The sequence below is a fragment of the Pseudomonas sp. LFS074 genome, from assembly GCF_047978165.1.
Lineage (GTDB): Bacteria > Pseudomonadota > Gammaproteobacteria > Pseudomonadales > Pseudomonadaceae > Aquipseudomonas > Aquipseudomonas putida_P.
On the sequence record NZ_JBFPFV010000001.1, the window covers coordinates 1,640,363 to 1,665,019 of the forward strand.

The following is a 24,657-nucleotide window of genomic DNA, read 5'->3' on the forward strand; positions in this document are numbered from 1 at the left end:
CGTATGACGCGTCCTTGGAATCGGAAATACCTGGCTGACGGCCGGTCAGGCGGGCCCTGCGTGGCTGTCGAGCAGGGCCATGAATGCCCTGGCCGCGTTCGATAGCGTACGCTCCGTGTGCAAGATGTAGCCTAGCTGGCGCGACAGCTGTATGCCGGGCAAAGCGATGGGTGCAACCTGTTCGTCGAGCATGGTGCGTGGCAGCACGCTCCAGGCCAGGCCGATCGACACCATCATCTTGATGGTTTCCAGGTAATTGGTACTCATGGCGATGTTTGGCGTCAGGCCCTGGCTTTCGAACAGGCGCTGGACAATATGGTGGGTAAAGGTATTGCCGCCGGGGAATACCGCTGGGTGGCGGGCGACGTCAGCCAGGCTGACCGCCTGGTTGCTGGCCAGTGGGTGCTCGGGGGCGGCGACGAAGTCCAGGGCGTCGTCCCACACCGGCACGGCCTTGACCAGGTGATGCGGTTCGGGCGCGAGGGTGATCACGGCAATTTCGGCGCGGCCATGCAGAATCTCGTCGTAGGCCTGTTCCGAATCCATGAACTGAATATCCAGCGCCACCGCCGGGTATTGACGGGTGAACGCCCGTAGCAGCGGGGGCAGGCGGTGCAGGCCGATGTGATGGCTGGTGGCCAGGGTCAGGCGACCGCTCACGGCCCCGGTCAGATTGGTCAGCGCCCGTCGGGTATCATCAAGGACGTTGAGGATCTGGTAGGCCCGTGGCAGCAGGGCGCGCCCGGCTTCGGTCAGGGTGACTTCGCGGCCCAGGCGGTCGAACAGGCGCACGTCCAACTGCTGTTCCAGGCCGGCGATGCGTTTGCTGATGGCCGGCTGGGTCAGGAACAGGCGTTCAGCCGCGCCGGAAAAGCTGCCGGTTTCGGCTATGGCGATAAAGGCACTGAGGTTGGCCAGGTCCATGGTTTTGTATTCCTTTGGGTTATCCAAAGCATAAAAATTATGAATTTGAGTTATTCAATCTAACCCCCTAGCATCGTCCGTACAAGCCAAGGGGTCTTTGGCATAGAAAGACGCTGATGAGGAACAGTCTGATGGCTGGCAAAACGCTCTACGACAAACTCTGGGAAGCCCATGAGGTCAAGCGCCGTGATGACGGCTCGTCCTTGATCTACATCGACCGCCACATCATCCACGAAGTGACGTCGCCCCAGGCCTTCGAAGGCCTGCGCCTGGCCAACCGCAAACCGTGGCGCATCGACACCAACATCGCCACGCCCGACCATAACGTGCCGACCACGCCAGAGCGCAAGGGCGGTATCGAGGCCATCGTCGACCAGGTGTCGCGCCTGCAGGTGCAGACCCTCGACGAGAACTGTGACGAATACGGCATCGTCGAATTCAAGATGAATGACGAGCGCCAAGGTATTGTCCATGTCATCAGCCCGGAGCAGGGTGCCACCTTGCCGGGCATGACCGTGGTCTGCGGTGACTCGCACACTTCCACCCACGGCGCCTTCGGTGCCTTGGCCCATGGCATCGGCACCTCCGAGGTCGAGCACGTGCTCGCCACCCAGTGCCTGGTCGCCAAGAAGATGAAGAACATGCTGGTGCGCGTGGAAGGCCAATTGCCAGCCGGCGTTACCGCCAAGGACATCGTGCTGGCCGTGATCGGCAAGATCGGCACGGCCGGTGGCAACGGCCACGCCATGGAGTTCGCTGGCAGCGCCATCCGCGAACTGTCGATGGAAGGCCGCATGACCATCTGCAACATGTCCATCGAAGCCGGTGCCCGTGTGGGCCTGGTGGCGACCGACGCCACTACCGTTGCCTACGTCGAAGGCCGCCCGTACGCGCCGAAAGGCGAGCAATGGAAGCAAGCGGTCGAATCGTGGAAAGACCTGGTGTCGGATGAAGACGCCGTGTTCGACACCGTGGTCGAGCTGGATGCCAGCCAGATCAAGCCACAGGTCAGCTGGGGCACTTCGCCCGAGATGGTCCTGGCCGTCGACCAGCGCGTACCGGACCCGGCTGCCGAAGCCGACCTGGTCAAGCGTGGTTCGATCGAGCGTGCGTTGAAGTACATGGGCTTGATCGCCAACCAGGCGATCACCGATATCAAACTGGACCGCGTGTTCATCGGCTCGTGCACCAATTCGCGTATCGAAGACCTGCGCGCCGCGGCGGAAATCGCCAAGGGCCGCAAGGTGGCCGCCAGCGTCAAGCAAGCCATCGTCGTACCGGGCTCGGGCCTGGTCAAAGCCCAGGCCGAGCGTGAAGGCCTGGACAAGATCTTCCTCGAAGCCGGTTTCGAATGGCGTGAACCGGGCTGCTCGATGTGCCTGGCGATGAACCCGGACCGCCTGGAGAGCGGCGAGCATTGCGCGTCCACCTCCAACCGCAACTTCGAAGGCCGCCAGGGCGCCGGTGGTCGTACCCACCTGGTCAGCCCGGCCATGGCCGCCGCTGCTGCGGTAGCCGGCCATTTCATCGATGTCCGCGAGTTGATCCAAGGGAGCGCAGCATGAAAGCCTTTACCCAGCACACTGGCCTCGTCGCGCCGTTGGACCGTGCCAACGTCGACACCGACCAGATCATCCCCAAGCAGTTCTTGAAGTCGATCAAGCGCACCGGCTTTGGCCCGAACCTGTTCGACGAGTGGCGTTACCTGGACGTGGGCCAGCCCTACCAGGACAACAGCAAGCGCCCGGTCAACCAGGAGTTTGTGCTCAACCACGCGCGCTACCAGGGTGCCAGCGTGTTGCTGGCGCGGGAGAACTTCGGTTGCGGCTCCAGCCGCGAGCACGCCCCGTGGGCGCTGGACGAGTATGGCTTCCGTAGCATCATCGCGCCGAGCTTTGCCGATATCTTCTTCAACAACAGCTTCAAGAACGGCTTGCTGCCAATCATCCTCAGCGATGAGGAAGTGGACGAGCTGTTCAAGCAGGTCGAAGCCAACCCCGGCTACCAACTGACCATCGACTTGCAGGCCCAGGCAGTGACTCGCCCGGATGGCAAGGTACTGCACTTCGAGATCGACGCGTTCCGCAAGCACTGCCTGCTCAACGGCCTGGACGATATCGGCCTGACCTTGCAGGACAGCGATGCGATCAAGGCCTTCGAAGGCAAGCACCGCGCCGGGCAGCCTTGGCTGTTCCGTGATGCCTGAGTGATATAGCAGTGAGTGCTGGCCTTGCGGGAGCGGGGTTGTCCCGCGATGAGGCCGGCACTGGTGATGACAATCGAAAGGAATGCTCCCATGACCAGCACCACCCACACCGACGTGGTCCAACGCCAGTTCGGCGAACAGGCCAACGCCTACCTCAGCAGCGCCGTGCACGCCCAGGGCAGTGAGTTTGCCCTGCTGCAAGCCGAGCTGGCAGGGCAGGCCCATGCTCGCGTGCTGGACCTGGGCTGCGGTGCCGGTCATGTCAGCTTCCACGTCGCCCCGCTGGTCGCCGAGGTGGTCGCCTACGACCTCTCGCAATCCATGCTCGACGTGGTCGCCAGCGCCGCTGCCGAGCGCGGCCTGGCCAATATCGCCACCGAGCGCGGCGCCGCCGAACGCCTGCCGTTCGCCGATGCCTCGTTCGACTTCGTCTTCAGCCGCTACTCGGCCCATCACTGGAGCGACCTGGGCCTGGCCCTGCGCGAAGTGCGCCGGGTGCTCAAGCCGGGTGGCGTGGCGGCGTTCATCGACGTGATGTCGCCGGGCAGCCCGTTGCTCGACACCTACCTGCAAACGGTCGAAGTGTTGCGCGACACCAGCCATGTGCGCGACTACTCCGCCGCCGAATGGCAGCGCCAGGTCAGCGAAGCCGGCCTGCATGTGCGCAGCCACACCCGTCAGCCGCTGCGCCTGGAGTGGAACACCTGGGTAGAGCGCATGCGCACCCCAGAACCGATGCGAGTGGCCATCCGCCAATTGCAGCAAGCCATGGGCGAAGAAGTACGGCAGTATTACCAAATCGAGGCCGATGGCTCGTTCAGCACCGATGTGCTGGTGCTGTGGGCCGAGCGTTAAGCACTTTTCGGTGGGGCCCGTTTGGCCGCACCGCGTGAATGGATAGAGGAAAGCATGAGCAAGCAGATTCTGATTCTCCCAGGTGACGGTATCGGCCCGGAAATCATGGCCGAAGCGGTCAAGGTGCTGGAGCTGGCCAACGACAAGTTCCAGCTCGGTTTCAGCCTGGCGCACGACGTGATCGGCGGTGCCGCCATCGACAAGCACGGCGTGCCACTGGCCGACGAAACCCTGGAGCGTGCGCGCCAGGCCGATGCCGTGCTGCTGGGCGCCGTGGGTGGCCCGAAGTGGGACAAGATCGAGCGAGACATTCGCCCGGAGCGCGGCCTGCTGAAAATCCGTTCGCAACTGGGCCTGTTCGCCAACCTGCGCCCGGCCATCCTCTACCCGCAACTGGCCGATGCCTCGTCGCTGAAGCCGGAAATCGTTTCGGGCCTGGACATCCTCATCGTTCGTGAGCTGACCGGTGGTATCTACTTCGGTGCCCCGCGTGGCCAGCGCGAGCTGGAAGGCGGCGAGCGCCAGGCCTACGACACCCTGCCTTACAGCGAGAGCGAAGTGCGCCGCATTGCCCGTGTCGGCTTCGACATGGCCCGCGTGCGCGGCAAGAAGCTGTGCTCGGTGGACAAGGCCAACGTCCTGGCCTCCAGCCAGCTGTGGCGTGAAGTGGTCGAAGACGTGGCCAAGGACTACCCGGATGTGGAACTGAGCCACATGTACGTCGACAACGCGGCCATGCAGCTCGTTCGTGCCCCCAAACAGTTCGACGTGATGGTGACCGACAACATGTTCGGTGACATTCTGTCGGATGAAGCTTCCATGCTGACCGGTTCCATCGGCATGCTGCCTTCGGCGTCGTTGGATGCCGACAACAAGGGCATGTACGAGCCGTGCCACGGCTCGGCGCCGGACATCGCAGGCCTTGGCATCGCCAACCCGCTGGCGACCATCCTGTCGGTGTCGATGATGCTGCGTTACAGCTTCAATCAGTCGGCTGCCGCCGAGGCGATCGAGAAGGCCGTGAGCCTGGTTCTGGACCAGGGCCTGCGCACCGGCGACATCTTCTCCGAAGGCTGCCGCAAAGTTGGTACGCAGGAAATGGGCGACGCAGTAGTCGCAGCGCTGCGGAATCTGTAATCTCTCTGGCCCGCCACCCAAAATTCCCGGTGGCGGCCCACTTTTAGCAAAGGTGTAGTTGCGATGAAACGTGTAGGTCTGATCGGTTGGCGCGGTATGGTCGGTTCCGTGCTCATGCAGCGGATGCTGGAGGAGCAGGACTTCGACCTTATCGAGCCGGTGTTCTTCACTACCTCCAATGTTGGCGGCCAGGGCCCGAACGTGGGCAAGGATACAGCGCCACTGAAGGACGCTTATTCGATTGAAGAACTCAAGACCCTCGACGTGATCCTGACCTGCCAGGGCGGCGACTACACCAACGAGGTCTTCCCCAAGCTGCGTGAAGCCGGCTGGCAGGGGTACTGGATCGACGCCGCTTCGTCCCTGCGTATGCAGGATGACGCCGTGATCGTTCTCGACCCGGTCAACCGCAAGGTCATCGACCAGCAGCTGGACGCCGGTACCAAGAACTACATCGGCGGCAACTGCACCGTCAGCCTGATGCTGATGGGCCTGGGCGGCCTGTTCGAAGCCGGGCTGGTCGAGTGGATGAGCGCCATGACCTACCAGGCGGCCTCGGGTGCCGGCGCGCAGAACATGCGCGAGCTGATCAAGCAGATGGGCGCCACCCATGCCGCCGTTGCCGAAGACCTGGCCAACCCGGCCAGCGCCATCCTCGACATCGACCGCAAGGTTGCCGAGGCCATGCGCAGCGAAGCGTTCCCGACCGAAAACTTCGGCGTGCCGCTGGCTGGCAGCCTGATCCCGTGGATCGACAAGGAACTACCGAACGGCCAGAGCCGCGAAGAGTGGAAGGCACAGGCCGAGACCAACAAAATCCTCGGCCGTTTCAAGAGCCCGATCCCGGTCGATGGCATCTGCGTGCGAATCGGCGCCATGCGTTGCCACAGCCAGGCGCTGACCATCAAATTGAACAAAGACGTGCCGATCGCCGACATCGAAGGCATGATCAGCCAGCACAACCCATGGGTGAAGCTGGTGCCTAACCAGCGTGAAATCAGCATGCAGGAACTGACCCCAACCAAGGTCACCGGCACCCTGAACATCCCGGTTGGCCGCCTGCGCAAGCTGAACATGGGTTCGCAGTACCTGGGCGCGTTCACCGTGGGTGACCAGCTGCTGTGGGGCGCCGCCGAACCGCTGCGCCGCATGCTGCGGATTCTGCTGGAGCGTTGATCGCTCTGCTTTGACTAAAAACCCGCGCTGGTGACAGCGCGGGTTTTTTATTACCAGCATGCGGCGCGGCTCCTACAAAAATCGCCTTCTGCCAGGCTTTTTTTGTTTTGTAACAGCGGCGTCCTGGAGTGGCAAAATGCCTGGCTTAACGAGAAATATTCTCATTATAATCGGCCTCCCCAGTTTGCCTGAGCATAGGAAAGTGCTGACGTGCTGGAACAACTCTTCAACGAACATGCCACCGCCTTGCACCGCTACCTGCTGCGCAAGAACTGCACGCCCAGCCTGGCAGCGGACATCGTCCAGGAAACGTTCCTGCGCCTGGCACAGATGGATGGAGTAGAGCGGCTGCTCGCGACCCCGGCCTACCTGTTCCGCGTTGCCCACAACCTGATGATCGACCATCATCGGCGCTATGGCAGCAAGCGCTACGAGGCCGAGCCGGCCAGTATCTTCGACGGCCTGATCGATGAAGCCAGTTCGCCAGAGGACCAGGCCCTGGGCGCATTAGAGCTTGAGCGCCTGCACGCAACCCTGGAGTTGCTGCCCGAGCGCACCCGCAACGTGTTCCTGCTGTGCCGGGTGGAGGGCATGACGCACAAAGAGGCTGCCGAGTATTTACGAATTTCCACAAGTTCCGTACAAAAACACCTGGCCAGTGCCCTGGCCAGGATCGGCCGAGGGCTTGAGCCTGATCACTAGACCAGGCGCTGACCTGGCCGGGCTACCAGAAAAACACCAACAGGCAGCAAACATCGCACCGTGAACCCCTCAGAACCTGTTGACCCGATCGAGCGCAAGGCCGCCGATTGGGTCATGAAACACCGCCAAGGTCGCCTCGGTCCCGCCGAGCAAGCGGCCTATCGGCGTTGGCTGGAAGCCGACCCCCGGCATGCTGCCGTCGCCCAGCGCTTCGACCGCGCCTGGCAAGCCAGTGCGGCGCTGCGTCAGGGGTATGTGCGGCCACCGCGTCCAGCTCGCGCCGCCGGGCCGCAGGGCTGGCTACAGGCTATATGGCAACGGCCATGGGCCAGTGGTGGCGTACTCAGCGGATTCGCGATGGCCTGTTGGTTGTGGCTGGCACCGCCATTCTGGGTGCAGGGCCTGGGCGCCGACTACCAGACCGGCTATGGCGAAGTGCGCCATGTCACATTGGGCGATGGTAGCCAGCTTGTGCTGGGCAGCCGCAGTATTCTCAGCATCGCGTATGACGGCCAGCGACGTATGGTGCGCCTCAAGCACGGCGAGGCAGTCTTCAGCCCTTCACCCGTTGGCGAAGCGGAGCCACGACCCTTCACTGTCAGCACGCCAGGGGCAACCATCACCGCTCGTGGCACTCGTTATCTGGTCGCGGTCGACAGGGATGACCGCTCTGGCTGGGTGGGCGTGCTGCAGCACAGCGTTGAAATCAACCTGGTTTCCCATGGCCTGGACGATGTTTCGGCATCTGCCGTGCTGCAGCAAGGCGACAGTCTGTATTTCGGCCCACATGCCGGGCTCAAGCCACTGGAGCAATCCCCGGAGGAACTGGCCAGCTGGCAGGAGGGCAGGGTGGTGCTGCGCCAGCAGACCCTGGCCCAGGCAGTCGAGCAGTTAGGCCGTTATCGCGCAGGGTTGACGCTGGTGCGCGGCGATGCGCTGCGGCGCCTGCCGGTGAATGCCGTGGCACGGGTCGACCACGTCGATGACTCCCTGAGGCAGTTGGCCAGGCAGGCACATGCCCGGGTGCTGGAGCTTCCAGGTCTAATGCTGATTTACTGATCTAAAAAAACCATTTAATAGATCATATCGCTCTACTGTGTTTTCCAGCTTCGCACGTTAATGAATGCAAATAACTCTTATTTGTCTTTAGCTAGGGTGCTTGGAAACGATGTCAAAGGGAGCTTCAGGGCGTCTTGCCCCCCAACGTGGAACGCTGAGCCTGGGGATTCAGCTGGCACTGTTGGCCTGCTGCGGCGCCACGCCGGTACTGCCTGCCATGGCCGCCACCGACCCGGCTGGCGACGCACGCAGCCAGGCCGGCCAGTACCATCAATTCGATGTGAAGGGCGGGGCACTTGAAGATGCCATGTTGCAGCTGGCACGCCAGGCGGGCGCCGAGCTTTACCTGACCGGCGAGGCCTTCAATGGCCTGTACGCCAACCCGGTACAGGGCCGTTTCTCTCTGGAAGGTGCGCTCAAGCAATTGCTGAGTGGTTTGCCGATCAGCTTCAGCCTGAGTGGCGGGCCCGACCGCCCGGTGATCCACCTGCAATCGGCCACCAGCGCTGGCACCGATGACCTTCACCCGACCTACGTGTACGGCCAGCGTGACGGCCGCTCGCGGGACGAGAAGGGCTACAGCGACATCTACGACCAGGACATTTCCACCGTCTACGCCGGCAAGGAGCAGATCGAGCGCTACAAGGGCGCCGCCCCCGCCGACGTGTTCAAGGGCATGCTCAACGTCTACAGCGGCGACGCCCGCAACAGCGGTGCGCTGGACCCGAACGTACGTGGCATCCAGGGCCCTGGGCGGGTGCCGCTGACCATCGACGGCACCGAGCAGGCGCTGACCGTGTACCGCGGCTACATGGGGGCCAACAACCGCAACTACATCGACCCCAACCTGATCGGTTCGATCAAGGTAATCAAGGGGCCGAACCTGGAGCGCAATGTCTACAGCGGTGTCGGCGGCGCGGTGGTGGCCAATACCCTGAGCGTCGATGACATCCTCAAGGAGGGCGAAGCATTCGGCGGCGAGTTCAAGATCGAGGGCAGCAACAATTCGGTATCCCCGAAGCTGCCCACACTGATGACCGGGCAGATGCCCGGTGCGGATTACCAGTACATTCCGATCAATTCGTACTACGACCCGTCGCTGTACAAGCACCCGCGCACCAGTAGCAGCAACGACCTGCTGTCGAGCGACGACAAGGCCTACCGGTTGGCACTGGGTACGCGCCAGGAGCATTTCGACCTGATGGGCGCCTACGCCTACCGGGAAAAGGGCAACCACTACGCGGGCAAGAAAAAGAGCAGTTACTACGCCAGTGGCGAGTTGGTGGATGGCAAGTGGGACTACGTGCCCAATCTGGCGCGCATCTACAAGCCTGGCGATGAAGTACCGAACAGTTCCAGCAAGATGGAGTCGTGGCTGGCCAAGGCTACCTGGAAGATCGACGAGGGCCAGCGCCTGGAATTTGGCTACCGTGCCACTGACTCGTTGTATGGCGAGATCCTGCCCTCGCGTATTTCATTTTTCACACCGGGGAGTACCTATGATGCCGCGACCTACGGCGTGCCGCAGTGGCCGCTGAGCCATGTAGACAGCAAGGCCTATAACGTGGAGTACAAGCTCAACCCAGAAGACAACCGCTGGGTCGACTTCTACTCGAACTTGTGGATGACCCGGACCGTCAGCGATACCTACAGTTCGGGTGGCGTTCCCAACGAAACCACGGCGCAGAATCGCGAGTTTCGTAATACCGCTGTGGCCAATGCCAAGCATGACCGGGCCGGGCTCACGGTCAGCAACAAGTTGAAGTTGCTCGACAGCCTGGATTTGACGTTGGGCGGGAGCTACCAGCATGAAAAGCTAAGTTCGGGCGACAGCATCTATGACCCGACCACGTTCTCGGCAACGCGTCTGTTTCCCAGGGCCGGGCGTCGCGAAGAGCAGGAATACAACTTCAACTTCGATTGGCAGCCCGTTTCCTTTGCACGCTTCACAGCGGGTGGGCGCTACTCCTCGTACTGGTCGTTCGATGATTTTCTCAAGCGTCAGCAGCGTGACACGGGCGTGAGTACTCAGGTTGTCCCAAGCGGTAAAGAGCTCTGGTATACCACGCGTAAACAGCTGTCGCAGGAGGAGTGGCGCGCAGTTGTGGATGAAAAACTTCAATTCGCACAAATGTTCTGGGACATGTTCGGCTATAGCGAAGCCGAACGGCAGGCTGATAAGGCATCTATTGAAGCGAGTACGCCGTACGTTCTCGATGTGGACCAGAAAAAACACTGGGCGCATGACGGCAAGGGAAAGTATCAGCGTAGTAACAACCCGTGCATCGCGGCTGCAGCCGCTGGCGAGGAAATAGTGACATGCAGCGCTGCCCTGTACAGCGGTGCTGCAGATGCTGTCGACAGTGAGGGTAATCTGGTCAATCAGGCAGTCGATACCTCTGCGCGGCACCGCAAGGATCAGGGGTGGGTGCCCAACCTGTCCGCCACATTCTACACGTCGGAGAACGGCCGATTTTACCTTCGTTACAGCGAAGCGATCCGTTACCCAAGCATGTTCGAAAGTACCGTTGGTTTCTCGGCTTCGCTGACGCCATGGGACTTGAAGCCTGAACATGCGCATAACTATGAAGTCGCCTATATCCATAACCTGAGTGGTTGGTGGGGCAGTGAGCAGGCGGATGTAAAGCTAACGTATTATCACAACACGACCAATGACGTCATCGAGCGTAGCCCGCAGTTGGTGTTCTCCAATATAGAGAAACAAACTACCGCAGGCGTTGAGTTACAAGGCCGATACGATAATGGCGGTTTTTTCACTGACTTGAGCGTGGCGCATGTGCTCAAGAATGAAGTGTGCGATGAAAACTCGGCGATGCAACTGGACGCCACCGGCGCTACCCCGAACTGCGTGGATGACGGCTTTATCGGTGGTTACCTGGTGGGTATGGCAATGCCTGAATGGTCCGCCAACCTTGGGTTGGGCGCACGTTTCCTTGACCGTCGCCTGGAAGTGGGTGGGCGTGTCATTTACTACAAGGGACATGACAGCAAGTTTCACAGTAACTACAGCGGTAATCCCATGGTTAGTTACTACCTGAATACGCCATTGTCCTGGGATGACATTGTGACCTATGACGCGTATGTCAACTACAAGCTCACCGACGACGTGAGTGTCGAGTTGGTCGGCACCAACCTGACCAATCTCTATTATTTGGACCCTTTGACCCGGTCGGCCATGCCCGCACCAGGCCGAACACTGAAAATCGGTTTAACAGCAAACTTCTGAGGTGAATTGATTATGGACGGGTGAACGGCGCCGAACGTCGGACGTGCTTGTGTGTTGGATACTATTAACTTATCAATGGATTATGAAATGAAAGCGTTCAATGTTTCCGTACTTGCAGTTGCACTCCTGGGTCTGGCTGGTGTTGCGCAGGCTGACACCGCCTCGGGGCAGAGCTACACAGGCGCCATCGTAGTGGGTGGCGCCCAAGGCAACTCTACCAATCATCCCGGTGAAGCGGGCGCGCCTGCCGTGGGTGTGTCGGCTTTCTACAACGGTACGAAAGTTGCGTTCAGCGGCCTCAAGGGCATGGTCGCGGCTGATACCCATGGTGTGACCACTATCACTACAGCCATGATGCCGCCATCGCACGCTACCCTGGGTAACTTTGACTTCAAGCAGGTTTCCACCCAGCAAGTCTACTTCGGCGAATGGTCGCAGAACGGTACCAACAATGACCCGACCCGCGTCGTCTACTACTCCGGTGATACCACGGGGCGCGTGCTGCCGACCACCAACGTTTCCTATGCCGTCCAGGGCATCAGCAACTACTCCGGTGGCAACCTGTTGTCGGGTGACCTGACTGCGAGCTTCGGCGCTGCTGCCCCGACCCTGACCGGTAACCTGGCTAACGGTGCACTGAAAGTCCAGTTGGCGGCCAACATCGACAAATCGACCGCTGCCTTCTCTGGCGCGGCCCTGGCACTCAACCCGACCAACAACGCGCAGTTGTCCAAGGGCACCACTCAGGGCAGTTTCTTCGGCGCGGGCGCTGCCGCTTCCCTGGCCGGTATCGCCAAGTTCGAAAACCGTAACTACGACACCGCGTTCGGTGGTGTGAAGAAGTAAGCCGACCCGCTTGATGCTGGTCAGTTAAGTGCATCAGGGCCGCCTTGCGGCCCTGATTGCAGCTATTTCAAGGCCCCCCGAGAGCCAAGCAATGCCCCAGCCTTCACGCCTGCATTACGTCTTGTTGCTGTCCCTCCCGCTTTCTTTCCCCCTCACTGCTTTGGCCGACCAGGACACCAACCTGCGCCTGAACCAGAGCATTGAATACCGCGCCAACCGTCAGGAGCGAGAGCTGCTCAAGGACGAAATCGCTGGCACGACGCTGGTCATCGATGGCCAGACGTACCGGGTAGAGAACAACCTTGATGACCTGGGCCGTGCCCTTTATGTTTCGGTGCAGCGCCAGCAATGGGCGGCTGTGACTGCATTCCGCGCCCGCTACGTCGCGCTGCCAGGCCACGACCGGATGCTGCTGGCCTACGCCGATGGCGCATTGGCTCGCTCGCGTGGCGACTTGGAGCAAGCCGAGGCGCACTACCGCCAGTTGTTGACGTTGCAGGGCGACTTTCTCCCCGGCCAGCTCGAACTGGCCCGGGTGCTGTTCGAAAACCGCAAGGACCGCGAGTCAGCTGAGGCTTTCCGTCAGATCAGCCAAAGCCTGGGCCCAGCCGATGCGCGCAACCAGGGCCTGGGCAATACCGTCGACAGTTTCATCGAGGCGCTGGACCACCGCGAAAGCTGGCAAGGCTCGCTTGCCATCGGCCCGACCTGGAACGACAACCTCAACCAGTCCTCGGAGAGCACCACCCACTACCGCCTGGAAACCAGTGACGGGGTGTACCTGGTCGAGCGCAAGATGCCCAAGGCAGTGTCGGCACAAGGCATCGACTACGAAGCCACACTGAACAAGCGCGTAGCGCTGTCCGGCCACCATGGCGTATTCGGCCGGGCGCTCGCCTACGGGCAGGCTTACGACAAAGAGAGCAAGTACAACGAAGACACCTTCATCGGTAACACCGGCTACAGCTATCAGGACGGGCGCAACCAGTACAGCCTGGGCCCACAGTTCGAATACAACCGCATTGGCAGTGACCCGATGTACTCAGCCTGGGGCCTGCGCGGTGAATGGATGCACAACCTTTCGGTCACGCGCATGCTCAAGCTGGAAGGCGAATACAAGGACATGGCCTACCGCCGCCAGGCCGCGGACACCTATGACGGCAGCGCAGCCTCCGTGTACGCCACTTTGTGGCAAGCCCTGCCACAGCAGTGGGTGCTGTTCGGCGGCTTCGACCTCACCGACCGCAACACCCGCGATGCTACCGAAGCCTACTTCCAGAGGGGCCTGCGCCTGGGCGTTGCCAAGGACTTCGACATCGGCCTGAGCACTGTGCTGTTCGCCTCCTGGCGCACCCGCCAGTACGACGCCTACAGTGCCTTGCTCGATGACCGGCGTCATGAAGAGGAGCAGGGCTATACCTTTATCGTGCGCGCACCGGGCCTGGCCTTCCACGACCTGGTACCCAGCCTGACCTTCAAGTACAACAAGGTGAACAGCAACGTCGACTGGCTGTACAGCTGGGAGCGCAACAGCGTCAGCCTCAAGCTGGAGAAGCAGTTCTGACTGCCAGCCTAGCGACGGCGTTGGCCTCGATCGGGCAATGCGAGTAAAGTGCCGCTCCCGTTTCGCCAGAGGCAGACCGCATCATGAACCCTACATTCGATATCGCCGTCGTCGGCGCCACCGGCAGCGTCGGTGAAACCCTGGTACAGGTGCTCGAAGAACTGGCGTTCCCGGTCGCCACCCTGCACCTGCTGGCCAGTATGGAGTCGGCAGGCAGCAGCGTGATGTTCGCCGGCAAGAAGCTGAAGGTGCGCGAGGTCGACAGCTTCGATTTCGCCCAGGTAAAACTGGCTTTCTTCGCCACTGGCGCCGCCGTCAGCCGCAGCTTTGCCGGCAAGGCGCTGCAGGCGGGCTGCACGGTCATCGACCTGTCCGGTGAGCTGGACGGTGGCCTGGCCCTGGTGCCTGAAGCCAACGCGCAACGCCTGACGGGCCTGGCCCTGCCGGCGCGTATTGTCAGCCCGTGCTCGGCGGCGGTTGCCCTGGCGGTCGCGCTGGCGCCGCTCAAGGGCCTGCTGGACATCGAGCGGGTACAGGTGATGGCCGCGCTGGCGGTGTCTGCGCAAGGCCGTGAAGCGGTCAGCGAACTGGCCCGGCAAACCGCCGAACTGCTCAACGCCCGGCCGCTGGAGCCGCGCTTCTTCGACCGCCAGGTAGCGTTCAACCTGCTGGCCCAGGTCGGTGCTGCCGATGAACAGGGCCATACGGCACTGGAGCGCCGGCTGGTCAGCGAGCTGCGCGTGCTGCTGGGGCTGCCTGAACTGAAGATTTCCGTGAGCTGTGTTCAAGTCCCGGTGTTTTTCGGCGATAGCTTCAGTGTGGCCGTGCAGAGCCGTCGCCCGGTTGACCTGGAAGCGGTCAATCAGGCCCTGGAGAGCGCCGAAAGTGTTGAGCTGGTGGAGCGTGATGATTATCCGACCCCGGTAGGTGACGCAGTGGGCCAAGACGTGGTCTATGTTGGTCGTGTACGTCACGGTGTTGATGAAGACCAGCAGCTCAACCTCTGGCTGACCACCGACAACGTGCGCAAAGGCGCCGCACTCAATGCCGTGCAAGTGGCGCAATTGTTGATTAAACACATGCCGTAAAAGATACTGTCGAGCACTTTTGTCCTGCTCCGCATGCAGGTTTCGGGACGATTCATACAAAGGAAGAGGTCATGCTTCGAATTCGCAAACTGGTTCTGGCCATGGCTGCAGCATCCGCGCTGTCGTCTGGCATGGCGAATGCGCTGGGCCTGGGGGAGCTGACCCTGAAGTCGGCACAGAATCAGCCGTTGGACGCCGAGATCGAATTGCTCGACGTGCGCGACCTCAAAGCCGCCGAAGTGGCGCCGAGCCTGGCGCCACCGGAAGAGTTCAGCAAGGCCGGGGTGGCATTTCCGACCTACCTCGAAGACCTGACCTTCACACCGGTGATCAACCCCAACGGCAAGAGCGTGCTGCGGGTGACTTCCAGCCAGCCGCTGCCAGGGCCAGTGGTCAAGTTTCTGGTCCAGGTGATGTGGCCGCAGGGCCGCCTGCTGCGTGACTACAGCGTGTTGCTCGACCAGGCCAAGGCCCAGGGCGACAAACCGGCGGCGGGCAATGTCACGCCGGCTACAACCGGTGCCAGCAGTTACACCACCCAGCGCCGCGACACCTTGTGGCAAATTGCCGCGCGCAACACCCAGGGTGGCTCTATCCAGCAGGCCATGATCGCGATCCAGGCGTTGAACCCGGACGCCTTCATTGGCAACAACATCAACCAGTTGAAGGTTGGCCAGGTGCTGCGCCTGCCCGACCAGCAGCAGATCCAGAACATTGCGCAGGCCGAGGCGAACAGCGAGGTGGCCGAACAATATGCCGCCTGGCGAGAAGGCCGCCGCCTGGGGCCGCGTGCGCGCCAGTTGGATGCCACCCGCCGTGGCGCTGCCGAGGCCGCGCCGTCGCGTATCGCCCAAGGCGACAACCTGCGCCTGGTCAGCCCGGGCAACCAGGCCGGTGCCGGCCAGGCCAAGGCGTTGAATGACAAGCTGGCGGTGGCCCAGGAAAGCCTTGACACCAGCCGCCGCGACAATGAAGAACTCAAGAGCCGCATGAGCGACCTGCAGAGCCAGCTGGACAAGCTGCAGCGTCTTATCGAGCTGAAGAACAACCAGTTGGCCCGCCTTGAAGCCCAAGGCGCAGCCACGCCGGCCCCAGCGGCTGCTGCACCGGCCTCGGCCCCTGCGGCGGCGAGCGTGCCGCCAGCGGCCAAGCCGGCACCTGCCGCCGCCACCGCGCCCAAGCCGGCGCCTGCCGCCCAGTCGCAAGGAGTTGTCGACGAAATCATGGGCAACCCGCTGTTGCTGTGGCTGATCGCCGGTAGCGCGTTCCTGGTGCTGCTGCTTCTGCTATTGCTGCTGGCTCGCAAGCGCAAGGCCCAGCAAGAAGCTGAAAAGCACCTGCGCATGGCGCGTGCGCTGGAAGAAGAGCAGGGCACAGGCTTCGACAGCGATACCGAGAGCCTCGATGGCGTCGAAGTCTCGGAACCGAGCGTGACCCTGTCGCCGGCTGTGGTCGCAGCTTCCGCCGCCGCCGCTGTCGCTGCGGAAAAAGTGTCGGCACCCGTTGCCGAGGCAGAGCCCGAGCTTGAACCACAAGCAGACCCGCACGCCGCACTGCTTGCAGAAGTCGATCAGTGCCTGGCCGAAGGCCGTCTGAATCGCGCCGCCGACCTGCTGGAGCCCGCTGTGGCCGCAGCGCCGGAGCGTGACGACCTGCGTCTGAAGCTGATGGATGTGTACGCTCGCCAGGGTGACCAGAGCGCGTTCGCCGAGCAGGAGCGCCAGCTGTCGGCCGGCGAGCAGAACGTTGCCGAAGTCGCCGGGCTGAAAGAGCGTTATCCTGCCATGCTCGGCCTGGCTGCTGCCGGCCTGGGTGCGGCGGCGCTGGCTGCCGAGATGGATGAACAGTACGTGCAGGAGCTGCTGCACGACGAGCCCGAGGCCCCGGTGGTTGCGGATGTGGTGCCTGACGAGGTGCCTGAGTTCGAGCCACAAGTAGAGGCCGAACCCGAGGTTGTCGCGCAAGCAGAGCCTGAAGCAGAGCTGGAGGCCTTCGATGACGTGCCGACACTCGATGCTTCGGGCCTGGATGAGCAGGATCTGGACAGCGCATTCGACCTGAGCCTGGGTGAAGACCTGCCCGAGGAAGACCCGCTGGCAGCGCCGTTGCTGGATGAGCCGATGGCCCAGGAGCCTGTGCCCGACGAGTTGGTCATCGCCGAGCCTGTGCTGGATGAGCCAGAGCTGGAAGACGCTCAGCCAGAAGAACAGCCGTTCGCCGTGGATGCCGAGCTGCAAGACAGCGCCGACGCTGATTTCGAGGCCATGCTGGCTCAGGCTGAGCCACAATCTGCCGTGGACCTGTCTGATTTCGACCTCGATATCAGCGAGCCGGTTGCCCCAGCTGCTCCTGACGCGCTGGCGCAAGAACCGGTTGATGTCGCCGCCGAACTGGCCGCCTTCGACAGCGAGCCGGCATTTGACCCAGTGTCCGAGTTCGATATGCCGTCGGACTTCGACTTGTCCCTGTCGCTGGAAGACGACTCGCCCGCAGCCAAGCGCTTTGCCTCGGAGCTGGACGACGTCAACGCCGAGCTGGACAAGCTGTCGCAGAGCCTCGAATCGCCATCGCTGGAGCCGCACTTCACCCGCGAGGACGCGGTTGCGCAGCCCGAGCCCGAGCCTTTGGACGACCTGGACTTCGACTTCTTCTCCGGCAGTGACGAAGTGGCTACCAAACTCGATCTGGCCCGTGCCTATATCGACATGGGCGACAGCCAGGGTGCGCGCGACATCCTCGACGAAGTGGTCAAGGACGGCGACGACAGCCAGCGCCAGGAAGCCGAGGACATGCTCTCTCGCCTGGTCTGAGGTTGACTGCGCCGGCCTCTTCGCGGCAAGCCCGCGAAGAGGCCCTCAAACGCAGTGCATATCCAACGGCAGCCCTACACGGCTGCCGTTGTCGTTATAATCCCCGCCATTCCGTACACCCACAGGTTTCATGCGCTTGGACATCATCGACACCGCTACCGCCGAATCCGCGGCCGAAGGCTTCTCCCGTATCGCCCTGGGCGTGGAATACAAGGGCGCGCGCTACCGCGGCTGGCAGCGCCAGGCCAGCGGTGTACCGAGTGTCCAGCAGGCCCTGGAACAAGCCCTGTCCAAGGTTGCCAACGAGCCGATTTCGGTGATTTGCGCCGGGCGTACCGACGCCGGGGTCCATGGCAGCGGGCAGATCGTGCACTTCGACACCCGTGCCGTGCGTGACGAGCGCGCCTGGACCATGGGCACCAACTTCAACCTGCCGCACGACATCAGCGTTGTCTGGTCGCAGCCAATGCCGGCCGACTTCCATGCCCGCTTCAAGGCCTGCGCCCGGCGCTACCGCTATGTCATCTACAACGACCCGATCCGCCCGGCGCACCTGGCCGAGGAAGTGACCTGGAACCACCGTCCGCTGGACGTCGAGCGCATGGCCGAGGCCGCGCAGTTTCTGCTCGGCACCCACGACTTCAGCGCCTTCCGCGCCAGCCAGTGCCAGGCCAAGTCACCGATCAAGCACATCTACCACCTGCGCGTTACCCGTCATGGCCAGATGATCGTGCTGGACGTGCGTGCCACTGCTTTTCTGCATCACATGGTGCGCAACATTGCCGGTGTGCTGATGGCCATTGGCGCCGGTGAGCGCCCAGTCACCTGGGCGCGCGAGGTGCTCGAAGGGCGTAACCGCCGCGAAGGTGGGGTAACCGCCCACCCGTACGGGCTTTATCTGGTGCAGGTGGAGTACCCCGAGGAATTTGCGCTGCCCAAGCGTTACATCGGCCCACACTTTTTGAGCGGTTACGAGGCGTTGGCAGACTGACGGGCGAAAAGCCATTTGCTAACATCCGGCCTTTCGCCGCAATAACCAGGGTTCGCGTTCCATGAGCTATGTTCGCAGCAAGATCTGCGGGATTACCCGCATCGAAGATGCGCTGGCCGCCGCCGAAGCGGGTGCCGATGCCATCGGCTTCGTCTTCTATGCCAAAAGCCCGAGGGCGGTGGACGTGCGCCAGGCGCGGGCGATCATCGCCGAGCTGCCGCCGTTCGTGACCACGGTCGGGTTGTTCGTCAATGCCTCGCGCTGCGAGCTGAACGAGATCCTCGAAGTGGTTCCGCTGGACCTGCTACAGTTCCACGGCGACGAAACCCCGCAGGACTGCGAAGGCTACCACCGCCCCTGGATCAAGGCCCTGCGTGTGCGCCCTGGCGACGACCTGGAGGCGGCCTGTAAGCAGTACGCAGGTGCCCGCGGTATTCTGCTGGATACCTACGTGGCGGGCGTGCCTGGGGGAACCGGTGAAGCGTTCGACTGGTCACTGGTACCGGCGCACCTGAGCAAGCCGATCATTCTGGCGGGCGGGCTGTCAGCCGATAACGTTGGCCAGGCCATTGCCCAGGTACGGCCTTATGCGGTGGATGTCAGTGGCGGCGTCGAACAGGCCAAGGGCATCAAGGACGCGGCGAAGATCGAGGCGTTCATGCGAGCGGTGAAGCAGGCGTGATGGCAGATGTGACGGCTGGCTGCGCGCCATCGTCCATAGCTTTCGCAGCCCTGCGGGGCCGCCGCCAGCGCTTATGGCGGCAAGAAAACACATTAGCGGTGGAGTGGCGCGCTGGAAGCCCCGGCGGCCGGTCCACCATCGTTTTGTAAAAGATTTTGAGCTCAAGGGCAGGGCAGGGCCGGCGACACCGCCCCCCGCCTGCCAATACTGGAGAAAGAAAGCATGAGCAACTGGTTAGTCGACAAACTGATCCCTTCGATCATGCGTTCCGAGGTGAAGAAGAGCTCGGTGCCTGAGGGGCTGTGGCACAAGTGCCCGTCCTGCGAGGCCGTGCTGTATCGTCCGGAGCTGGAAAAGACCCTGGATGTCTGCCCCAAGTGCAACCACCACATGCGCATCGGCGCACGTGCGCGCATCGACATCTTCCTCGACGCCGAAGGCCGTGCCGAACTGGGTGCCGACCTGGAGCCGGTCGACCGCTTGAAGTTCCGTGACGGCAAGAAGTACAAGGACCGCCTGACCGGCGCCCAGAAACAGACCGGCGAAAAAGACGCGCTGATCTCCATGAGTGGCACCTTGATGGGCATGCCGATCGTGGTCAGCGCCTTCGAGTTCTCGTTCATGGGCGGGTCCATGGGCGCCATCGTCGGCGAACGTTTCGTGCGCGCGGCCAACTACGCCCTGGAGCATCGCTGCCCGATGGTCTGCTTCTCCGCTTCGGGCGGTGCGCGCATGCAGGAGGCGTTGATCTCGCTGATGCAGATGGCCAAGACCTCGGCCGTGCTGGCACGCCTGCGCGAAGAAGGCATCCCGTTCATCTCGGTGCTGACCGACCCGGTGTACGGTGGTGTCTCTGCCAGCCTGGCAATGCTCGGCGATGTCATCGTCGGTGAGCCAAAGGCGCTGATCGGCTTCGCCGGCCCGCGCGTGATCGAACAGACCGTCCGCGAGAAGCTGCCAGAAGGCTTCCAGCGCAGCGAGTTCCTGCTGGAGCACGGTGCCATCGACCTGATCATCTCCCGTGGCGAGTTGCGCCCGCGTCTGGCCCGCCTGCTGGCGCAGATGACCGGCCAGGACACCCCGGAGCAAGCGCGTGAGGCGGCTGCCGTCGCGTGATGAAACAACGATCCCTGGGCGAATGGCTCGCCTACCTCGAGCAGTTGCACCCCTCGGCCATCGACATGGGCCTGGAGCGGTCGCAGAAGGTGCTTGCCCGGCTGGCGCTGGGCAAGCTGGCGCCACGCGTGGTGACGGTAACAGGCACAAACGGCAAAGGTTCGACCTGCGCCTTCGTGGCTTCGTTGCTGCGTGCCCAGGGCCTCAAGGTCGGCGTGTACAGCTCGCCGCACCTGTTGCGTTACAACGAGCGGGTGCTGATCGAGGGCCAAGAAGCCAGCGATGAGCGCTTGTGCGAAGCCTTCGCCGCCGTTGAGGCGGCGCGGGGCGATATTTCCCTCACCTACTTCGAGATGGGTACGCTGGCCGCGTTCTGGTTGTTCTACCAGTCGCAGCTGGATGCCGTGGTGCTGGAAGTGGGCCTTGGTGGCCGGCTGGACACCGTGAACGTGGTGGACGCCGACCTGGCCCTGGTGACCAGCATCGGCGTCGACCATGTCGATTACCTGGGCGATACCCGCGAGCTTGTGGCCTTCGAGAAGGCCGGCATCTTCCGCCCCGGCAAGCCGGCCCTGTGCGGCGACCTGGACCCGCCACGGCCGTTGCTGGACAAGGCTGGCGAACTGGCCGCGCCACTGTTCCTGCGCGGTCGTGATTTCGACCTGGCCAGCGCCGATGGCAGCTGGAGCTGGCGTGGTACCGCGGCCAATGGTGCGCAGGTAGCGCTGAGTGACCTGCCTTTACTCGACCTGCCCATGGAAAACGCCGCGTTGGCGTTGCAGGCTTACCTGTTGATGGGGCTGCCGTGGGATGCGGCGCAGGTTCGCCAGGCATTGCTGGATACCCGTATCACCGGGCGTCTCGACCGCCGCCAGCTGAACTGGCAGGGCAAGCCAGTTGAGCTGTTGCTGGATGTCGGGCATAACCCGCATGCGGCGCAGTACCTGGCCCGCCGCCTGGCGGCCCGTCCGCTGAATGGGCGCCGTTTCGCGGTGTTCGGCTTGCTCGCCGACAAGGACCTGGGCGGCGTTATCGCGCCGCTGCAGGGCCTGGTCGACGAATGGGCAGTGGCGCCGCTGGACACCCCGCGCAGCCGCCCGGCTGCGGAACTGGCCACGGCCTTGACGAACCATGGCGCCGCAGTGAAGTCTTATGCCAGCGTCGACGCCGCCCTTGAAGGGCAATGCGCGCAGGCGACGGCGGATGACCAGATCCTGCTGTTCGGTTCGTTTTTCTGTGTCGCCCAGGCGCTGGAATGGCTGGAGCGGCATGCCCAGGAGGGTGGAGTAGATGGCAGTGCTGGATAAAGGGATGAAGCAGCGCATGGTCGGTGCGCTGGTGCTGGTGGCGCTGGCGGTGATCTTCCTGCCGATGCTGTTCAGCCGCGAGGACGAGATGCGCCAGGTGCACGTCGAAACCCCGCAGGCACCGGCCATGCCCAGCCTGCCGGAAGTGAAGGTGGAGCCGGTTGCCGTGCCGCAACCGCAGGTGATCCCGGAGGCGCCTCAGCAGGCGCCGGTGGTGATCGATGAAGCCACTGCGCCGGCGAGCACGCCCAGCCAGCCCATTACCCCGTCACCACAGACTCAGGCACAGGTTCAACCGCCCAAGCCGCAAGCACCCGCGCCAGCGCCAAAGGTCGAGGCCAAGGCCGCTGCAGCCCCAGCGCCGGCAGCGCCTTCGAAGATCGACGTCAATGGTCTGCCAGTCAGCTGGTCGATCCAGCTGGCCAGCCTGTCAAACCGTGCCGGTGCCGAAAAACTTCAACAAACGCTGCGTAGCCAGGGTTACAACGCTTATATCCGCTCGGCGGGTGGCATGAACCGGGTGTATGTCGGGCCGTTGATCGAGCGGGCCGAAGCCGAGCGCGTGCGTGATGCGATCAATCGCCAGAACAGCCTCAAGGGCTTTGTGGTGAGGTTCCAGCCAGAACGCAGCTAATTCAGGCCGTAGGCTTCTGCGCGGCCCCTAAGATCTCTGCAGTACAGCCAGAACTGCTGGGGCCGCTTTGCGGCCCTTTCGCGACACAAGGCCGCTCCCACACCCAGGTGGCGCTAATCCCCGACATTCCGCTTACTCCCAGCCCTCTGCTCTGGTAAAATGCGCCGCCTCAAACGTCTGCAGGCAGCACCGTGGCATTTACCTTGGTTGATTGGGCGATCATTGCGATCATCGCCGTCTCCACACTGATCAGTCTCAAGCGCGGCTTCGTCAAAGAGGCCTTGTCCTTGCTCATCTGGATCATTGCCGGTGCGGTTGCCTGGATGTTCGGCGGTTCGCTCTCGGTGTATCTTGAGAGCTATATCCAGACGCCATCGATGCGCGTCATCGCTGGCTGCGCCATTCTTTTCGTCGCCACCTTGCTGGTGGGGGCCATGGTCAACTTCCTCGTCGGCGAACTGATCCGCGTGACCGGGCTGTCCGGCACCGATCGTTTCCTGGGCATGGCCTTCGGTGCCGCGCGCGGGGCCTTGCTGGTAGTGGTGGCCATAGGCCTGATCAGCCTGGGGCCGGTTCAACAGGACACCTGGTGGCAGGAATCACGCCTGATACCACAATTTCTCTTGGTCGCCGATTGGTCGAAAAACCTGATTCTGGGTTTCACCGGTCAGTGGTCGCCCAGTGGGTTGATCAGCGCTCCCGCTGATCTTCCGTTCAAGGAACAGTTGCTCGGGCCGTCCAAGCCCTGAGCGCTATTCACTCAAGTTTCGTCAAAGTAGGGGTTGCGTCGCATGTGTGGCATCGTCGGTATCGTCGGTAAGTCGAACGTCAATCAGGCGCTGTATGACGCGCTTACGGTCCTCCAGCACCGCGGCCAGGACGCTGCCGGTATCGTGACCAGCCATGACGGCCGGTTGTTCCTGCGCAAGGATAATGGCCTGGTGCGCGACGTGTTCCAGCAGCGCCACATGCAGCGCCTGGTGGGCAGCATCGGTATCGGCCACGTGCGCTACCCGACGGCGGGCAGCTCGACCTCGGCCGAGGCCCAGCCGTTCTACGTCAACTCGCCGTACGGCATCACCCTGGCCCACAACGGCAACCTGACCAATGTCGAGCAGTTGGCCAAGGAGATCTACGAGTCCGACCTGCGCCACGTCAACACCAACTCCGACTCGGAAGTGCTGCTGAACGTGTTCGCCCATGAGTTGGCGGTGCGTGGCAAGCTGCAGCCAACCGAAGAAGACGTGTTCGCGGCGGTTTCCCATGTACACAGCCGCTGCGTCGGCGGTTACGCCGTGGTGGCGATGATCACCGGCTACGGCATCGTCGGCTTCCGCGACCCCCACGGCATCCGCCCGGTGGTGTTCGGCCAGCGTCATACCGATGAAGGCGTGGAATACATGATCGCCTCGGAAAGCGTGGCCCTGGACGTGCTCGGCTTTACCCTGATCCGCGACCTGGCGCCGGGCGAAGCGGTGTACATCACCGAAGAAGGCCAGCTGTTCACCAAGCAATGCGCCGAAGCGCCGAAGTTGCAGCCGTGCATCTTCGAGCACGTCTACCTGGCCCGCCCGGACTCGATCATTGACGGTATCTCGGTGTACAAGGCCCGTCTGCGCATGGGTGAAAAACTGGCTGACAAGATCATGCGCGAGCGCCCTGAGCATGATATCGACGTGGTCATCCCGATCCCGGATACCAGCCGCACTGCTGCGCTGGAACTGGCCAACCGCCTGGGCGTCAAGTTCCGCGAAGGTTTCGTCAAGAACCGTTACATCGGCCGTACCTTCATCATGCCCGGCCAGGCCGCGCGCAAAAAGTCAGTGCGCCAGAAGCTCAACGCCATCGAGCTGGAATTCCGTGGCAAGAACGTGATGCTGGTGGACGACTCGATCGTGCGCGGCACCACCTGCAAGCAGATCATCCAGATGGCCCGCGAAGCCGGCGCCAAAAATGTCTACTTCTGCTCCGCAGCCCCTGCAGTACGCTACCCCAACGTCTACGGCATCGACATGCCGAGTGTTCACGAACTGATCGCCCACAACCGTACCACCGAACAGGTGGCCGAGTTGATCGGCGCCGATTGGCTGATCTATCAGGATCTGCCAGACCTGATCGACTCGGTCGGTGGCGGCAAGATCAAGATCGATCATTTCGATTGCGCGGTGTTCAACGGTGAGTACGTCACCGGCGATATCGACGAAGCCTACCTCGAGCGTATCGAGCAGGCCCGTAATGACCTGGCCAAGGTCAAGAACCAGGCCGTCAGCGCGATCATCGACCTCTACAACAACTGATTTTGGGAGCGACGGC

Annotated in this window: 20 protein-coding genes; 19 read left to right on the forward strand and 1 reads right to left on the reverse strand. The window is 62.5% G+C overall.

Annotated elements, in window-relative coordinates; translation table 11 throughout:
• Nucleotides 1-45 precede the first annotated feature (45 nt).
• Nucleotides 46-924, reverse strand: a complete 879-nt coding sequence (locus ACNQP3_RS07595; protein WP_012271187.1) for a LysR family transcriptional regulator — start codon at nucleotides 922-924, stop codon at nucleotides 46-48.
• Nucleotides 925-1,055: 131 nt separating this feature from the next.
• Between ACNQP3_RS07595 and leuC the strand changes: the two genes are divergently transcribed.
• The 19 genes from leuC (at nucleotide 1,056) to purF (ending at nucleotide 24,641) form a co-directional block, all read left to right on the forward strand.
• A complete protein-coding gene (gene leuC / locus ACNQP3_RS07600) occupies nucleotides 1,056-2,489 on the forward strand; it encodes a 3-isopropylmalate dehydratase large subunit (protein ID WP_264316904.1) in 1,434 nt (477 codons plus the stop codon).
• On the forward strand, nucleotides 2,486-3,130 hold the full coding sequence (gene leuD / locus ACNQP3_RS07605; protein ID WP_012271189.1) for a 3-isopropylmalate dehydratase small subunit: 645 nt from the start codon (nucleotides 2,486-2,488) through the stop codon (nucleotides 3,128-3,130). Before leuC ends, leuD begins: the two co-directional genes overlap by 4 nt.
• A gap of 90 nt (nucleotides 3,131-3,220) precedes the next feature.
• Nucleotides 3,221-3,985, forward strand: a complete 765-nt coding sequence (locus ACNQP3_RS07610; protein WP_060493364.1) for a class I SAM-dependent methyltransferase — start codon at nucleotides 3,221-3,223, stop codon at nucleotides 3,983-3,985.
• Nucleotides 3,986-4,039: 54 nt separating this feature from the next.
• Entirely contained in the window at nucleotides 4,040-5,122 is a 1,083-nt protein-coding gene (gene leuB, locus ACNQP3_RS07615; protein ID WP_012271191.1) for a 3-isopropylmalate dehydrogenase, read from the forward strand.
• Between the two features lie 63 nt (nucleotides 5,123-5,185).
• Nucleotides 5,186-6,298 carry an aspartate-semialdehyde dehydrogenase gene (gene asd, locus ACNQP3_RS07620; RefSeq protein ID WP_012271192.1) on the forward strand — a complete coding sequence of 371 codons (1,113 nt, stop codon included), beginning with the start codon at nucleotides 5,186-5,188 and terminating at the stop codon, nucleotides 6,296-6,298.
• A gap of 210 nt (nucleotides 6,299-6,508) precedes the next feature.
• A complete protein-coding gene (locus ACNQP3_RS07625; RefSeq protein ID WP_012271193.1) occupies nucleotides 6,509-7,000 on the forward strand; it encodes an RNA polymerase sigma factor in 492 nt (163 codons plus the stop codon).
• Between the two features lie 60 nt (nucleotides 7,001-7,060).
• Nucleotides 7,061-8,059 carry a FecR family protein gene (locus tag ACNQP3_RS07630; protein ID WP_264316905.1) on the forward strand — a complete coding sequence of 333 codons (999 nt, stop codon included), beginning with the start codon at nucleotides 7,061-7,063 and terminating at the stop codon, nucleotides 8,057-8,059.
• A 109-nt stretch (nucleotides 8,060-8,168) separates the two neighbouring features.
• Nucleotides 8,169-11,306 carry a TonB-dependent receptor domain-containing protein gene (locus tag ACNQP3_RS07635; protein WP_264316906.1) on the forward strand — a complete coding sequence of 1,046 codons (3,138 nt, stop codon included), beginning with the start codon at nucleotides 8,169-8,171 and terminating at the stop codon, nucleotides 11,304-11,306.
• An 87-nt stretch (nucleotides 11,307-11,393) separates the two neighbouring features.
• On the forward strand, nucleotides 11,394-12,152 hold the full coding sequence (locus tag ACNQP3_RS07640) for a Slam-dependent surface lipoprotein (protein ID WP_041166420.1): 759 nt from the start codon (nucleotides 11,394-11,396) through the stop codon (nucleotides 12,150-12,152).
• 91 nt (nucleotides 12,153-12,243) lie between these two features.
• Entirely contained in the window at nucleotides 12,244-13,716 is a 1,473-nt protein-coding gene (locus ACNQP3_RS07645) for a surface lipoprotein assembly modifier (RefSeq protein ID WP_264316907.1), read from the forward strand.
• 83 nt (nucleotides 13,717-13,799) lie between these two features.
• Nucleotides 13,800-14,804, forward strand: a complete 1,005-nt coding sequence (locus ACNQP3_RS07650; protein WP_060493361.1) for an aspartate-semialdehyde dehydrogenase — start codon at nucleotides 13,800-13,802, stop codon at nucleotides 14,802-14,804.
• A 71-nt stretch (nucleotides 14,805-14,875) separates the two neighbouring features.
• The gene (locus tag ACNQP3_RS07655; RefSeq protein WP_264316908.1) at nucleotides 14,876-17,614 is read left to right on the forward strand and encodes a FimV/HubP family polar landmark protein; all 2,739 of its coding nucleotides are present in this window, start codon (nucleotides 14,876-14,878) and stop codon (nucleotides 17,612-17,614) included.
• A 130-nt stretch (nucleotides 17,615-17,744) separates the two neighbouring features.
• Nucleotides 17,745-18,605, forward strand: a complete 861-nt coding sequence (truA, locus tag ACNQP3_RS07660; protein ID WP_264316909.1) for a tRNA pseudouridine(38-40) synthase TruA — start codon at nucleotides 17,745-17,747, stop codon at nucleotides 18,603-18,605.
• A gap of 61 nt (nucleotides 18,606-18,666) precedes the next feature.
• Nucleotides 18,667-19,287 (forward strand): phosphoribosylanthranilate isomerase, encoded by a 621-nt coding sequence (locus ACNQP3_RS07665; RefSeq protein WP_069943353.1) that lies wholly within the window; start codon nucleotides 18,667-18,669, stop codon nucleotides 19,285-19,287.
• A gap of 222 nt (nucleotides 19,288-19,509) precedes the next feature.
• On the forward strand, nucleotides 19,510-20,403 hold the full coding sequence (accD, locus tag ACNQP3_RS07670) for an acetyl-CoA carboxylase, carboxyltransferase subunit beta (protein ID WP_012271202.1): 894 nt from the start codon (nucleotides 19,510-19,512) through the stop codon (nucleotides 20,401-20,403).
• Complete coding sequence (folC, locus tag ACNQP3_RS07675; RefSeq protein WP_060515084.1) at nucleotides 20,403-21,710, forward strand: bifunctional tetrahydrofolate synthase/dihydrofolate synthase; 1,308 nt, start codon at nucleotides 20,403-20,405, stop codon at nucleotides 21,708-21,710. Before accD ends, folC begins: the two co-directional genes overlap by 1 nt.
• Nucleotides 21,694-22,344 carry an SPOR domain-containing protein gene (locus ACNQP3_RS07680; protein ID WP_060515085.1) on the forward strand — a complete coding sequence of 217 codons (651 nt, stop codon included), beginning with the start codon at nucleotides 21,694-21,696 and terminating at the stop codon, nucleotides 22,342-22,344. Before folC ends, ACNQP3_RS07680 begins: the two co-directional genes overlap by 17 nt.
• A gap of 191 nt (nucleotides 22,345-22,535) precedes the next feature.
• Nucleotides 22,536-23,093, forward strand: a complete 558-nt coding sequence (locus tag ACNQP3_RS07685; protein WP_012271205.1) for a CvpA family protein — start codon at nucleotides 22,536-22,538, stop codon at nucleotides 23,091-23,093.
• A 42-nt stretch (nucleotides 23,094-23,135) separates the two neighbouring features.
• Nucleotides 23,136-24,641: an amidophosphoribosyltransferase gene (gene purF, locus ACNQP3_RS07690; protein WP_012271206.1), complete on the forward strand. Its 1,506-nt coding sequence runs from the start codon at nucleotides 23,136-23,138 to the stop codon at nucleotides 24,639-24,641.
• Nucleotides 24,642-24,657: the final 16 nt, after the last annotated feature.

What these genes read in the sequence shown, in the direction of transcription:
- ACNQP3_RS07680 (WP_060515085.1), top strand. Translation starts at nt 21,694, where the DNA reads ATGGCAGTGCTGGATAAAGGGATGAAGCAGCGCATGGTCGGTGCGCTG.
- leuB (WP_012271191.1), top strand. Translation starts at nt 4,040, where the DNA reads ATGAGCAAGCAGATTCTGATTCTCCCAGGTGACGGTATCGGCCCGGAA.
- ACNQP3_RS07645 (WP_264316907.1), top strand. Translation starts at nt 12,244, where the DNA reads ATGCCCCAGCCTTCACGCCTGCATTACGTCTTGTTGCTGTCCCTCCCG.
- asd (WP_012271192.1), top strand. Translation starts at nt 5,186, where the DNA reads ATGAAACGTGTAGGTCTGATCGGTTGGCGCGGTATGGTCGGTTCCGTG.
- purF (WP_012271206.1), top strand. Translation starts at nt 23,136, where the DNA reads ATGTGTGGCATCGTCGGTATCGTCGGTAAGTCGAACGTCAATCAGGCG.
- ACNQP3_RS07635 (WP_264316906.1), top strand. Translation starts at nt 8,169, where the DNA reads ATGTCAAAGGGAGCTTCAGGGCGTCTTGCCCCCCAACGTGGAACGCTG.
- ACNQP3_RS07640 (WP_041166420.1), top strand. Translation starts at nt 11,394, where the DNA reads ATGAAAGCGTTCAATGTTTCCGTACTTGCAGTTGCACTCCTGGGTCTG.
- ACNQP3_RS07655 (WP_264316908.1), top strand. Translation starts at nt 14,876, where the DNA reads ATGCTTCGAATTCGCAAACTGGTTCTGGCCATGGCTGCAGCATCCGCG.
- ACNQP3_RS07665 (WP_069943353.1), top strand. Translation starts at nt 18,667, where the DNA reads ATGAGCTATGTTCGCAGCAAGATCTGCGGGATTACCCGCATCGAAGAT.
- folC (WP_060515084.1), top strand. Translation starts at nt 20,403, where the DNA reads ATGAAACAACGATCCCTGGGCGAATGGCTCGCCTACCTCGAGCAGTTG.
- accD (WP_012271202.1), top strand. Translation starts at nt 19,510, where the DNA reads ATGAGCAACTGGTTAGTCGACAAACTGATCCCTTCGATCATGCGTTCC.
- ACNQP3_RS07595 (WP_012271187.1), bottom strand. Translation starts at nt 924, where the DNA reads ATGGACCTGGCCAACCTCAGTGCCTTTATCGCCATAGCCGAAACCGGC.
- ACNQP3_RS07650 (WP_060493361.1), top strand. Translation starts at nt 13,800, where the DNA reads ATGAACCCTACATTCGATATCGCCGTCGTCGGCGCCACCGGCAGCGTC.
- ACNQP3_RS07610 (WP_060493364.1), top strand. Translation starts at nt 3,221, where the DNA reads ATGACCAGCACCACCCACACCGACGTGGTCCAACGCCAGTTCGGCGAA.
- truA (WP_264316909.1), top strand. Translation starts at nt 17,745, where the DNA reads ATGCGCTTGGACATCATCGACACCGCTACCGCCGAATCCGCGGCCGAA.
- leuD (WP_012271189.1), top strand. Translation starts at nt 2,486, where the DNA reads ATGAAAGCCTTTACCCAGCACACTGGCCTCGTCGCGCCGTTGGACCGT.
- leuC (WP_264316904.1), top strand. Translation starts at nt 1,056, where the DNA reads ATGGCTGGCAAAACGCTCTACGACAAACTCTGGGAAGCCCATGAGGTC.